The organism is Candidatus Binataceae bacterium (assembly GCA_035500095.1).
Lineage (GTDB): Bacteria > Desulfobacterota > Binatia > Binatales > Binataceae > JAKAVN01.
In genome coordinates this window covers 1-12,217 of the sequence record DATJXN010000038.1, presented here as the reverse complement: position 1 = coordinate 12,217, position 12,217 = coordinate 1, and the positions used below count along the sequence as shown (strand labels likewise).

Here is a 12,217-nt window from a genome sequence, read left to right as displayed (position 1 = left end):
CGATTTCCGCGCCCTAGAATATCGGATGATTCTGCACCTGCTTGTACTTCGGATAGCCGGCCGAGACGCCATACTCCATCACGCCGTAGCCGACCGCGTTGCCGTCGCGCACTTCGATCACATGGTCGCTCAGCGTGCGCACCAGGCGGCGAATCTCCGGATCGCGAAGGTCCCATCGGTCGTGGGCGACGTGGAGCGGCCCTTTGTCGTCGCCCTGCGCCCATCCGTTCAGCCCGCCATACATGCCGGACTTCAGGTAATAGCGTCCGGGCAGCATACGGATCTGCACGGTCCGTTTCGAACCGTCCGCGAACGTCATCTCGAACTCGGCATGGTCCATGGTCTGGCCGCGCGGGTCGTCGGCCCAAGTGACCTCGTGGGCGACATGCGTGATACGGCGGCGGCGGTCGATCGGCTTTCCGAGCGGCAGCACTTCTTCCCCGGTGATGTAGATATAATCGCCGGGCGCGCGCTCGTTGAAGTACCATTGCAGGCCGTGATCGGCGAACTGGATCGTTGACCAGCTAAAAAATAGCGGCGGAAAGTACGAGATCGGCGGCTTGGTCTCATCGGTGTGCAATTCGGCGCGGATGCCCCAGGAGCGGTCCCGCTGCCCCCACCATTGCTCGGGCTTCAGTTCGTAGCGCTTGCCGCCGGCCTTGATCCATCCAGCATAGCGTCCGACCTGTTGCGCGCGCGCGATCTCCTCGGCGACCCGGCCGTGGCGGCGGCGAAAATGCGGCTCCTCTTCGTGCGGATTCAACGCGGCCTGGAACTCGATATCGAAGCTCAGGCCGGAGTCGTTCTCTGCGAGCACGATTCGATGACGCCGCAGCCCCTCCAATACGTGGATTTGCAGCGGTCCGACGCGAGTTAGGAGCGGATCAGGCCGCAGCCGCCGGGACATCCGGATGTTGTGCTGCACACTGTCGATCGTCACCCCGGCAAACGCGTCCATCACGTTCTTGTTCGGGTAATAACCGAGCCCGATGTCAAAAATCACGTCGCCGGCGGGCACTGGATGTCCCGTGTACCACATCCGCTCCATCCAGGCGGGGTCGCTGGTGTAAACGTGGTCGAACGTGGTGGGAAGCTGGTGGCCGATGAAATCGTCTTGCGCAGTCAGCATTTTTTTACGATCCGTCCTTCTGCGTTGAGTCCTTATGCGTTGGCGCCGCGCGAGATCTCCGCGAAGAGCGGATTTGCGGTCAGCGCCAGCTCGCGCTTGACCGCCTCGCGCATATAATTCGTGAGCGCCTCTTCAACCGACTTCGCGGCTGCGGAGTCGAGCCCGGCGCGATGCTCCGCCAGCCATTTGAGCACGTCGCATACCTCGGCCTCCAGCCGATCGCGGCGCGCCTCGAGTTCCGTCGTGTCGAGCGTGTTCGAGGGTGTCGCTGGCGCGGCATAGGCGCGGGGGCGCTCTTTTTGTCCGCGGCACGCCTGGTCCACCCGGGCCAGTGCAGCCTCCTGAATCTCGACCTGCGCAAGCGTGATCTCGCGCGACCACTGAAGCCGCGGGCGCATATTGCGCAGCAGATCCATAATCGCGAACGCCTGGCCGCGTGCGTAAGCGTCGTCAACGCGCGGGATAATCTCGCGCTCGAGCGCGATCACGATCCCGTCGATGAGCCGGTTCAGCGAATTATTCATGATATCTCGCCCGACAATGCTCTCTCGAGCTGCGCGAGCAGCCGCCATAGCTGCGCGCCCATCGCAGCCATCCGCAAGTCGTCGAACTGCCCGCCTTCGAACTGGTTGGGTGCCCCGACATGCATCACTGCCAGCGTGAAAGTGCCGAATATCTCGTAAAACGCGACCGAGCGCGGGTCAACCACGATTCCGCTCAGCTCCTGGTAACGCCGATACAGTTCGTCGCGCGCTATCAGATGACACATCAGCGGCGAGCGCCCGCGAAACGCCCGCATGCACATCCATCCGAGGTCCTGATGGGGGTCGCCGAGATGAACCAGCTCCCAATCCAGCATCGCGCTGATACGGCCGTTCAGGACGAGGAAGTTGCCAATTCGATAGTCGCCGTGGATCACGCTGATGCGCGGGGCGCGCGGGCTGTTGGCACGGAGCCACAGGAGGCCCCATTCCAGAATCGGGTACGGGCGCCGCTGATGCCGCCGTAGGTATCGCTCCCAGAAATCGATTTGCGCCGCCGCCGCCTGCGTCACGTCGCGGGCGCCGTCGAGTAGCTCTGCCGGCGTCCCCCGCCACTCGAAGCTATGCAGCTTCGCCAGCCCGGCCACGAACTGCTCGCCTAGCGCCGCGCGCGTCGCGTCGTCGAACGCCGCGCCGCCGCCCGGAACCCACGGCAGGGGCGCCTCGCCTTCGACTTTCTCCATCACGAAGAAGGGCGCGCCCAGGACCTCGGGCGAATCAGTGTACCAATAGACGCGGGGCACCGGGACGCCACTGTGTTCGAGGGCCTTGAGAGCGACGAACTGCGGCACCGCGCTGTAGGGGCTGAACACTCCATCAGGCGGTCCGATGCGCGCGATCAGGTTGCGATGCTGGCGCTGGCCCCCCTCCTCCCACGTCGCCTCGAAACCATAGGTCAGCCATGAAAAGCCGACGGGGTATCGCGTCAATTCGCCAAGCGCGACCGGCCCGCCGATCTGCTTTTCGATGAACGTGCTCAATTGCTCGCGCAGTTCTGTCTCGGTCGGCTGGTACATCGAGGATGTTTCCGGAATTTTACGCTACTTATGCGGGCTGCGCGCCTGGTCGCACGCATCCCGGATCGGCGCGGCGAAAATTAGCAGACCGATTCGATCTTGAAAAGGTTGTATCCTGTTGCGCCAGATCATCGTAGATGCTGCATCGGTCTGCGCCAGAGCGTCATCGGAAACAGTGCAAAATGCACCTTTCACGAGTGTTGCAACTTGCAGTTATATGCTACACAGACGGCCAAAGCTTGTTATTTTCTCTACTGTTGTCGTTCTGGCATACCTCATGCTCATACGGAACGGCATGTTGGACCTGATTTTCCTCGTCGCAACGGTGGCCTTCTTCGCTTTGAGCCTCGCCTACGTCCGGGGGTGTCAGCGGTTATGAGCACTTGGGAACTGATCCTGGGATCCGCCGGCGCCGTCCTCCTGACTGCGTATCTCGTATACGCATTGCTGCGCCCCGAAAAGTTCTAGGGGCCATTCTTCACCGAGGTCTGCAATGTTCTGGAACGCTGTTTTCCAGGTAGGGACTTTTCTAGCCATCGTCACTGTCCTGAGCGTGCCGCTCGGGCTTTACATGGCGCGAGTCTTCGCCCATGAGCCGACGTTTCTCGACCCGGTGCTCGGGCCGCTCGAGCGGCTAATCTATCGGGTCTGCCGGGTGCGGCCAACGAGCGAGATGACGTGGAGCGAGTACGCCGTCGCGATGCTGATGTTCAGCATGGTCGGGATGGTGGTGCTTTATCTGATGCAGCGGCTGCAGGCGTTTTTGCCGCTCAACCCGCAGAAGTTCGCCGGTGTGCCGTCCGACCTCGCCTTCAACACCGCGGCGAGCTTCACCACCAACACCAACTGGCAGGCCTACGGCGGCGAGTCCACCATGAGCTATCTGACGCAGATGGCCGGTCTCGCGTTTCACAATTTCGTCTCGGCCGCGGCCGGCATCGCGATCGCGATCGCGGTGATTCGTGGCTTCGTGCGTCGCACCGCCAAGACCCTGGGGAATTTCTGGGTCGATCTGACGCGTGCGACGCTATGGGTTCTGCTGCCCATCTCGCTGGTCTTCGCGCTGGTGCTGGTCTGGCAGGGTGTGCCGGATAACTTCAGCCCGTACACGCAGGTCAAGACGGTCGAGGGCGCCGCGCAGGTGGTGGCCCAGGGCCCGGTAGCCTCGCAGGAGATTATCAAGGAACTCGGAACCAACGGCGGCGGCTTTTTCAACTCCAATTCATCGCATCCGTACGAGAACCCGACGCGGCTGTCGGATTTGATCGAGCTGGTGGCGATTTTCGTGATCGGCGCGGCGCTGACGCATACGTTCGGCCAGATGGCCGGGGATCGCCGTCAGGGATGGGCGGTGTTCGTGACCATGGCGCTGCTCTTCCTGATGGGCGTGACGCCGGCGATCTGGGCCGAGCAGCGCGGCAATCCGCAGTTCGCCGCGCTGGGTCTTCATCAGCAGGCGAGCGCAGGTCAGTCTGGCGGCAACATGGAGGGCAAGGAGACCCGCTTCGGCCCGATCGATTCGGCGCTGTGGGCGACGGTCACGACCGATACCTCGTGCGGCGCGGTCAACTCGATGCACGACAGTTTTACGCCGCTCGGCGGCCTGGTTCCGCTGGTCAACATGCAGATCGGCGAGATCATCTTCGGCGGCGTGGGTTCGGGCTTGTACGGAATGCTGGTGATGGCGGTGCTCTCGGTGTTCATCGCGGGGCTGATGGTCGGACGAACGCCGGAGTACCTGGGCAAGAAAATCGAAGGGCGCGAGATGAAGCTCGCGATGCTCTTTATCCTGATCTTTCCCGCGGTGATCCTGCTGCCGGCCGCGATCGCGATCGTAACCGGGCCGGGTCTCGCGGGCATCACCAATCCCGGCCCGCACGGCTTCTCGCAGATTCTGTACGCCTATACGGAAGCCTCGGCCAACAACGGTTCGGCATTCGCTGGGCTCAACGCCAACAGCCTTTTCTACAACTCGACGCTCGCGTTCGTGATGCTGTTCGGACGCTTCATGATGAAGATTCCGGTGCTCGCGCTGGCCGGCTCGCTGGCGGGCAAGAAAGTGGTGCCGCCGAGCGCCGGCACCTTTCCGACTCACGGCGCGATCTTCGTCCTGCTGCTGATCGGCGTGATCCTGATCGTCGCCGCGCTGACCTTTTTTCCGGCCGACGCCCTGGGGCCGATCGTCGAACACCTGGCGATGATGCAGGGCAAGCTCTACTAGGAGAGGAGTGAATACCGATGCCCGAGCGTAAAGCGACGCCGCTGTGGGAAGGCCAGATCGTCAGGGGCGCCCTGGTCGATTCGCTGCGCAAGTTCGACCCCCGCGTCCAGGCCCGCAATCCGGTCATGTTCGTGGTCGAGGTGACTGCGGCGGCGGTGACCGTGATTCTCTGCCGCGATTTCTTTCTCGGACGCAGCGCGCTGGCCGGCTTCGAGTTTCAGATCGCGCTGTGGCTGTGGTTCACGGTGCTCTTTGCCAACTTCGCCGAGGCGATGGCCGAGGGGCGGGGCAAGGCGCAGGCCGACAACCTGCGCAAGACCCGCACTGAAACCCAGGCCAAGCTGGTTGCGGCCGGGGGCAAGATCGAGATGGTTGCCGCGACCAAGCTCAAACGCGGCGACGTGGTGCTGGTCGAGGCCGGCGACGTCATTCCGGGCGACGGCGAAGTGATCGAGGGCATCGCCGCGGTCAACGAGGCTGCGATCACGGGTGAGTCCGCGCCTGTGATTCGCGAAAGCGGCGGCGATCGCAGCGCCGTCACCGGCGGCACCACGGTCATCTCCGACCACATCAAGGTGCGCATCACCGCCAATCCGGGCGAGACCTTCCTCGACCGAATGATTGCGCTGGTCGAGGGTGCGCAGCGGCAGAAGACGCCCAACGAAATCGCGCTCAGCATCCTGCTCGCCGGACTGACGATCATCTTCATGCTGGTGTGCGTGAGCCTCTATCCGTATGCGCGCTACGGCGGCACCATGCTCTCACTGCCGGTCCTGGTGGCGCTGCTGGTGTGCCTGATTCCTACCACCATCGGCGGATTGCTCTCGGCCATCGGGATCGCCGGGATGGACCGCCTGGTACAGCATAACGTGCTCGCGATGTCGGGCCGCGCGGTCGAGGCGGCGGGCGACGTCGATACGCTCCTGCTCGACAAGACCGGAACGATCACGCTCGGCAACCGGATGGCGACCGAATTCATTCCGACGCTCGACGTGCGGATCGAGACGCTGGCCGACGCCGCACAACTGGCGTCGCTTGCCGACGAAACGCCCGAGGGCCGCTCGATCGTCGTGCTGGCCAAGCGCGAGTATAATCTGCGCGGCCGCGAACTGGCGGAGAAGGACGCGCAATTCATCCCATTCTCGGCGCAGACCCGGATGAGCGGCGTCGACCTCAACGGGCGACGCATCCGCAAGGGCGCCGCCGACCAGGTGATCAAGTTCGTCCGCGACGCGGGTGGCCAGGTGCCGGCCGAGCTGGCGGGCGTCGTCGAGCGTATCTCGCGCAGCGGCGGCACGCCGCTGGTGGTCGCCGAGAACAAGCAAATCCTCGGCGTGATCCATCTCAAGGACATCATCAAGGAGGGCATCCGCGAGCGCTTTGCGCGGCTGCGTGCGATGGGTCTGCGCACGGTGATGATCACCGGCGACAATCCGCTGACCGCTGCCGCGATCGCGCACGAAGCCGGGGTTGACGATTTTCGCGCCGAGGCCACGCCGGAAACCAAGCTCGCGCTTATCCGCGAAGAGCAGGCCGAAGGCAAGCTGGTCGCGATGATCGGCGACGGCACCAACGACGCGCCGGCGCTGGCCCAGGCCGACGTCGGAATCGCGATGAACGCGGGGACCCAGGCCGCGCGCGAGGCCGGCAACATGGTCGACCTCGATTCGAATCCGACCAAGATCATGGAAGTGGTCGAGATCGGCAAGCAGCTGCTGATCACGCGCGGCGCGCTCACCACGTTTTCGATCGCCAACGACGTCGCCAAGTACTTCGCGATCATCCCGGCGATGTTCGTAATCGGCTATCCGGAACTGCAGAAGCTCAACGTGATGCATCTGGCGACGCCCGAGAGCGCGATCCTCTCCGCCGTCATCTTCAACGCGCTGATCATCGTCGCGCTCATCCCGCTCGCGCTGCGCGGCGTGGCCTATCGGCCGATCGGCGCCGCCGCGATCCTGACCCGCAACCTGCTCATCTACGGCCTCGGCGGCGTGATCGTGCCGTTCATCGGCATCAAGGTTATCGACCTGTTCGTGGCCGCGTTCCATCTCGCATGAGGTAGTTAAATCGATGCGTACTCTTATAACCGCAACCGTGATGACTGTCGCACTGACCCTGGTGACCGGAATCGTCTACCCCATAGTGGTCTGGGGCCTGGCACAGGTCCTGTTCCCGTGGCAGGCGAACGGAAGCCTCGTGACCCGCGACGGACAGGTAGTCGGCTCTGAAATCATCGGACAGAATTTCGCCGCGCCGAAATATTTCCATCCCCGCCCGTCGGCCGCCGGCGACAAGGGCTACGACGCGAGCAACTCGAGCGGCTCCAACCTGGGGCCGACCAACCGCAAGCTCGTCGACGCGACCAAGGCCTCGCTGCACAAAGTGCTCGAGGAAAATCCGGGCGCCACGCCCGCCGACGTGCCGATGGACCTGGTGACCGCGTCCGGCAGCGGGCTCGATCCGGAAATCTCCCCGGCGGCGGCGGAGCTCCAGGTCAAGCGGGTGGCGAAGGCGCGCGGGCTTAGCGAGGATGCGGTGCGGGCGGCGCTGCAGGACAACCTGCGGCCGCGCTTCGCCGGATTTCTCGGCGAACCCGGCGTCAACGTCCTCGAGCTTAACCTGGCCCTGGATCGGATGGCCGCGGCGGGACACTGAGACCGGGAGCGGCGCGAGTATATACTCTTGGCCGTATGGCTGAAGAACGTCCCGCGCCCGAATCATTTCTCGATCTGGTCGCCGAGCAGCGCAAGGGCCGGCTCAAGATCTACATTGGCGCGGCAGCCGGAGTGGGCAAGACCTGGCGGATGCTCGAGGAGGCGCACGAGCTGCGCAACAAGGGCGTCGAGGTCGTGCTCGGCTTCATCGAAACCCATCGGCGCGCCGACACCGAGGACATGGTGGGCGACCTGGAGATGGTGGCGCGGCGCAAGCTGAACTATCGCGGCGTCGAAATGGAAGAGATGGACGTCGACGCGATCGTGGCGCGCAAGCCCGAGGTCGCGATCGTCGACGAGCTTGCGCATACCAACGTCGCCGGCTCCAAGCATGAAAAGCGCTACCAGGACATCGAGGAGCTGCTCGCGGCGGGCATCAACGTGATCAGCGCGATGAACATCCAGCACATCGAAAGCCTCAATCCGCGGATGAAGCGGCTGACCGGCGTCGACGTGCGCGAAACCGTGCCCGACTCCTTCCTCGCCCGCGCCGACCAGATCGTCAACGTGGACGTGACCGTTGAGGCGCTGCGCGAGCGGCTGCGCGAGGGAAAGATCTACCCGGCCGCGCAGATCGAGCACGCGCTCAAGAACTTTTTCAAGCCGACCAACCTCGCTTCGCTGCGCGAGGTTGCGCTGCGCGAGGTCGCGCGCGGCCTGAGCCGCCAGCGCGAGGACCGCGAGGCGCTGCAGCGCGAGGGCGGCCGGCGCACGCTGCCGACCGAGCGCGTGATGGTCGGGCTCTCCTCCAACGCGCGCGATCGCGGGATGCTGCTGCGCAAGGCCTGCCGCATCGCGGGGCAGCTCGGCGCCGATTGGTACGCGGTGCACGTCGAAACGCCGTCCGAGGCGGTCAGCCGGGTCAGCACCCGGGACTTCGTCAGCCTGCTCGACAACATCAACCTCGCAAGCGACCTCGGCGCTGAAACCGTGTGGCTCAAATCGGAGAACATCGTCGCCGCCATGCTCGAATTCGCGCGCACGCACGGAGTCACCAAGATCGTGCTGGGCCGCACCCATCAGCCGCTCTGGCGCCGCCTGCTCAAGGGCGACGTGACCAAACGGCTGCTCGGCGCGGCGAGCGATTTCGACGTCGAGATCGTGGGCGGCGAAGACGTCGGCGAGACGGAAAAAGAATCATGAGCACGCCGTCGCTGCGCGCGCGCATCCGCAACGTCAGCCTGCTGCTGGTAGTGCTGATAATCGGGCTCGGCCTCTACGCGCTGCCCCGCGTGTACCGGCTCGGCGGCTCGATCAGCGAGACGCTCCATCGCAACTACACCAGCATCGAGGCCGCCCAGCACATGCATCAGGCGCTGTGGGAACTGCAGATGGCCGAGCGCAACGGCAACCCGCGCGCGCGCCTTGCCGCCTCCCGCGACACCTTCATGCACTGGATGGATGTCGAGGATCGCGATTTTACCGAGCTGGGCGAGCCCGAACTGGCGCACGATATCGAGAGCCGCGGGCGCCGGCTGTTCGACGAGGTCGCCGTGGCGCCGCCGCAGGCACGCCACGACCAGCAGTTCGACGAACTGCACGCGCGGCTGAACGATCTGATCGCGATGAACCAGGCCGCGATGTGGCGCGCGGACAGCCGCGCCGCCGGCCTCGGCAAGCGCCTGACCGCCGAATTCGCCGCCGGCCTCGCGGTCCTGCTCGTGACCGGCATCGTGCTTTCCTGGGGTCTTGGATGGGCGCTGACGCTGCCGCTGACCGAGCTGGCCGAACGCCTGCGCGGGGTGAGCCAGCGCCGCACCTCGGTGCGGCTCGGGCCGCAGTCGCTGGCCGAGCTCGAGAGCGTCGCACGCGAGTTCAATGAGATGGCCGACCATCTGGAACAATACGAAAAGCTCAACGTCGAGCGCCTGCTCTACGAGAAGCACAAGACCGAGGCCATCATCGAAAGCCTCGAAGACGGCGTGGTGCTGATCGACTCGGCCGGAATCGTGACCCACATCAACGAGATCGCCGCCCTGATCATGGACATCGAACCCGCCGAGGCGCTGGGCAGCCAGTTCGACGACCTGAGCAGTAACTCGCCGCACTACCGCCGGGTGCGCGACGCGCTGCGCGGGCTCAGGCGCGCCGCGCCCGACGGGCCGCGCACCGAGGTGCAACTGCACGTGCGCGGACGCGACCATTCGTACGTGCTCAAGCCGATCACGCTCCATCGTACCGAGGGGGCCCCGCTCGGCACTCTGCTAATCCTGCAGGACGTGACCTATTTGCGCGACCAGGACCGCGCGCGCAGCAACCTGGTCGAAACGCTTTCGCACGAACTGCGCACGCCCCTCACGTCGCTCGCGCTTTCCGCGCAGATGATGCAGCGCCACGAGGATGCGCTCGACCCCCGTCAGCGCGAGCTGTTGCGCACGATTCTCGAAGAATGCGCGCGGATGAAGCAGCTCACCGACAGCCTGCTCAATCTCGCGCGCGGCGAGCTCGCCTCGATCTCGCTCGCGCGCGAGCGGCTCGACCTCGCGCAGGTGGCCGAAGACGTCGCCGGGCGCTTCCGCCTGCAGGCCGAGGAAAAGCACATCGCGCTCGAGAGCCATATCGCCCAGGTACCGCCGGTCAGCGGCGATCCGGTCAAGCTTTCGTGGGTCGTGTCGAACCTGATCGGCAACGCGCTTCGCTATACTCCCGAGGGCGGGCGGATCGAGGTTGCGACCAGCTCCGCCGATGACACGGTGCGGCTGGAGGTCGCGGACACCGGCCCGGGTATCGCGCCCGAGCTTCGCGACTACGTATTCGAACGCTTCGCGCAGTATGGCGACGGCGCCGAAAAGGGCTCGGCGGGACTGGGCCTGGCGATCGTAAAGGACATCGTGGTGGCTCACGGCGGGCGCATCTTCGTCACCGGAAATTCGCCGGCCGGCAGCCGCTTCGTGGTCCAGTTGCCGGCGGCGCGGGAGGGCTGAGCGAATGGCGCGGATGCTCATAGTTGACGACGAGAAGAATATCCGCACCAACCTGGCGTCGTTTTTCCAGTCGCTCGGCCACGAGGCCGAAACCGCCGAGAGCGGCCGCGCGGCGCGCGCGATGATCGAGGCGGCGCCGTTCGACCTGGTGCTGACGGACTACCGGATGGCCGAGATGAACGGGCTCGAGCTGCTGGCCGAGATCCGCAAGCGCCGCCCCGAGTGCATGGTGATCCTGATGACCGCGTACGCCACGGTCGAGAATGCGGTCGCCGCGATGAAGGCCGGCGCGTTCGACTACGTGACCAAGCCGTTTTCGCTAGACCAGATCCAGCACCTGGCCGAGCGCGCGCTGCAACTGCAGGTGCTGCGGGCCGAGAATCGCGCGCTGCGCAACGCGATCGACGAGGCTCCGCTGCTGGATTCGGGCAGCCCCGCGATGGTCCGACTGATGGAGACCGCGCGCCAGGCCGCGGCGAGCGAGGCGACCGTGCTGCTGAGCGGCGAGAGCGGCACCGGCAAGAACGTGCTGGCGCGCCAGATCCATCGATGGAGCCCGCGCCACGAGCGCCCGTTCGTGGTGGTCAATTGCACCACGCTTTCCGAGGAGCTGCTCGAGAGCGAGCTGTTCGGCCACGTCCGCGGCGCCTTCACCGGCGCGATCAAGGACAAGCCGGGGCGGCTGGAAGCGGCCGACGGCGGCACCGTCTTCCTCGATGAAATCGCCGACCTTTCCGCCGGCCTGCAAACCAAGTTCCTGCGCTTCGTACAGGAGCAGAGCTTCGAGCGGGTCGGCGGCGATCGCACCATCCGCGTCGACATCCGCATCATCGCCGCCTCCAATCGCGACCTGCGCTCGGAAGTCGCGGCGCGCCGCTTCCGCGAAGACCTGTTCTACCGCCTCAACGTCATCACGCTCTCGGTGCCGCCGCTGCGCGAGCGCCCCGAGGATATCCTGCCGCTGGCCGAATGGATGCTGACGGCGGCCAGCGTGCGCAATCGGCGCGCGCCGATGCAGCTTTCGCCCGAAGCCGCCGCCGCGCTCCGCAACTACCGCTGGCCGGGCAACGTGCGCGAACTGCGCAACGCCCTCGAGCGCGCCGCCGTGCTCTGCCGCAGCGACCTGATCACCCCCGACGACCTGCCCGATTCGATTTTCCGCGAAGCGCCGGAAGGCATCACGACGAGCGCGGCGGCAGCGGCGGCGAGCCTCGAGAAGATCGAGCGCGAGCACATCATGCGCGTGCTCGCCCAGAGCGCGACGCTGGACGAAGCCGCGGCCACGCTCGGCATCAACGTCACCACCCTGTGGCGCAAGCGCAAGCGCTACGGCATCGACTGAGCCGCGCGCGCGGTTCGGCCGATGCCGCAGAGGCTCGTCGCTTCGCGCCGGCCCTGGGGGAACCTCTGCACAAGGCGGATTGTGTCACCCTGAGCGAAAGCTGCTGCAGCGAATGGTCCCGGTGCCGGGCTTTTTCGGGATTCTTCGCTTGTTGCGCGAAGCGGAGCGGAAGAGTCTGGAGTCCCTGGCGCGGCGGACGCGCAGCGCCCCGCAACTGGCGTGGCGGGCACGGATCATTCTCAAGTGCGCCGAGCGGGTCGACAACAAGACCGTGGCCCACAAGCTCAGAGTCACGCCGCAGATGGTTGGCAAGTGGCGGGCGCGTT

10 protein-coding genes are annotated in these 12,217 nt (G+C 65.4%); 7 read left to right on the top strand and 3 right to left on the bottom strand.

All coding sequences use genetic code 11. From position 1 onward, the window contains the following. Window positions 1-13 precede the first annotated feature (13 nt). The 3 genes from VMI09_04625 to VMI09_04615 are packed head-to-tail and all read right to left on the bottom strand — an operon-like array spanning window position 14 to window position 2,687. Window positions 14-1,129, bottom strand: a complete 1,116-nt coding sequence (locus VMI09_04625) for a hypothetical protein (protein ID HTQ23957.1) — start codon at window positions 1,127-1,129, stop codon at window positions 14-16. A gap of 32 nt (window positions 1,130-1,161) precedes the next feature. Continuing rightward, the gene (locus tag VMI09_04620; GenBank protein ID HTQ23956.1) at window positions 1,162-1,653 is read right to left on the bottom strand and encodes a hypothetical protein; all 492 of its coding nucleotides are present in this window, start codon (window positions 1,651-1,653) and stop codon (window positions 1,162-1,164) included. After that, the gene (locus VMI09_04615) at window positions 1,650-2,687 is read right to left on the bottom strand and encodes a phosphotransferase family protein (protein ID HTQ23955.1); all 1,038 of its coding nucleotides are present in this window, start codon (window positions 2,685-2,687) and stop codon (window positions 1,650-1,652) included. Before VMI09_04615 ends, VMI09_04620 begins: the two co-directional genes overlap by 4 nt. A 493-nt stretch (window positions 2,688-3,180) precedes the next feature. Here VMI09_04615 and kdpA point away from each other — a divergent pair, with 493 nt between their 5' ends. The 7 genes from kdpA to VMI09_04580 form a co-directional block, all read left to right on the top strand. Further along, a complete protein-coding gene (gene kdpA, locus VMI09_04610) occupies window positions 3,181-4,908 on the top strand; it encodes a potassium-transporting ATPase subunit KdpA (protein HTQ23954.1) in 1,728 nt (575 codons plus the stop codon). A gap of 17 nt (window positions 4,909-4,925) precedes the next feature. Beyond that, window positions 4,926-6,968 (top strand): potassium-transporting ATPase subunit KdpB, encoded by a 2,043-nt coding sequence (gene kdpB, locus VMI09_04605; protein ID HTQ23953.1) that lies wholly within the window; start codon window positions 4,926-4,928, stop codon window positions 6,966-6,968. 13 nt (window positions 6,969-6,981) lie between these two features. After that, window positions 6,982-7,566, top strand: a complete 585-nt coding sequence (kdpC, locus tag VMI09_04600; protein ID HTQ23952.1) for a potassium-transporting ATPase subunit KdpC — start codon at window positions 6,982-6,984, stop codon at window positions 7,564-7,566. 35 nt (window positions 7,567-7,601) lie between these two features. Next, window positions 7,602-8,768: a sensor histidine kinase KdpD gene (locus VMI09_04595; protein HTQ23951.1), complete on the top strand. Its 1,167-nt coding sequence runs from the start codon at window positions 7,602-7,604 to the stop codon at window positions 8,766-8,768. After that, entirely contained in the window at window positions 8,765-10,549 is a 1,785-nt protein-coding gene (locus tag VMI09_04590; GenBank protein HTQ23950.1) for an ATP-binding protein, read from the top strand. Before VMI09_04595 ends, VMI09_04590 begins: the two co-directional genes overlap by 4 nt. Before the next feature lie 4 nt (window positions 10,550-10,553). After that, complete coding sequence (locus tag VMI09_04585) at window positions 10,554-11,891, top strand: sigma-54 dependent transcriptional regulator (GenBank protein ID HTQ23949.1); 1,338 nt, start codon at window positions 10,554-10,556, stop codon at window positions 11,889-11,891. Window positions 11,892-12,003: 112 nt separating this feature from the next. Further along, window positions 12,004-12,217, top strand: a 214-nt coding sequence (locus tag VMI09_04580) for a hypothetical protein (GenBank protein ID HTQ23948.1), incomplete at its 3' end; no start/stop codon positions are given.